The organism is Streptomyces recifensis, assembly GCF_002154615.1.
In the GTDB taxonomy this organism is placed as follows: Bacteria; Actinomycetota; Actinomycetes; order Streptomycetales; family Streptomycetaceae; genus Streptomyces; species Streptomyces griseoluteus.
In genome coordinates this window covers 1-791 of the sequence record NZ_MUNH01000922.1, presented here as the reverse complement: position 1 = coordinate 791, position 791 = coordinate 1, and the positions used below count along the sequence as shown (strand labels likewise).

Annotated in this window: 1 pseudogene; it reads right to left on the bottom strand. The window is 72.6% G+C overall.

Annotated features, from left to right (window positions below):
- A pseudogene (locus CCN33_RS30840) lies at window positions 1-491 on the bottom strand (helix-turn-helix domain-containing protein); the annotation flags it as partial.
- Window positions 492-791 lie beyond the last annotated feature (300 nt).

Sequence of the window (791 nt, the reverse complement as noted above, 5' to 3'; positions counted from 1 at the left end):
GCCCCCAGCGACTGCGCGCCGCTGGGGGCGGCGGCGGCCCGCGGCGGGCGGTCGCTCCCGCGCTCGTGGTTCGCGGGCTCGCGGTCCGCGCTCTCGCGGTCGGTCCGGTGGCGGCGGGCGGCCGGGGGCTGGTTGCAGGAGATCGTGCGGGTGACGATGCGCCCGTCGGGGATGCGCAGCCGCTCGCGACGCAGGTAGCCGTGCCTCTCCAGTTCGCGCAGGGCGGCAGCGATGCGGGTGACGCCCTCGGGGAAGCGGGCGGCCAGGCTCTTGATGTCGATACGGGCGCCTCGCGGCAGCGACTGGATGTGCGTGCCGAGGCCGATCGCCAGCAGGGAGAGGTCGGGGTGCTGGGCGAGGTGGTTGCCGATCACCGTGAAGCGGGCGGTGTGGCGGGAGTTGTCGTGGATGAGACCACCCCGGTTCGGGTGGTCGTGGCCCGCAATGCGGGACCGGACGCGCGCGGGCGCGCTAGGGTGCTGGGTACCCATCGGGAAGCTCACATCTTCCTTGGTGGTCAGGCCCTCGCACTGGGAAGCCACTCCCGGCGGGGGCCGACGTATGTCTGCGGTTGTGTTGCGCTGAGCGTAGAGCCGCCGAGGGTGTCAATTGCCAGCGGAAACAGCGATGTTCACCCGCCCGAGTGAGGCCGCCGCCGTGGGCGGGAGGGGTGGGGCTTGGTGGGGGTGCTTTCCCCAGGTCTTTCCAGGTCTTGGTGACCCCCCGTCCCACCGGAACGTCGCGCATCGTGTTCCGGTGCGAGTTCCGGCTCGGCACGATCCGCCGAGGGG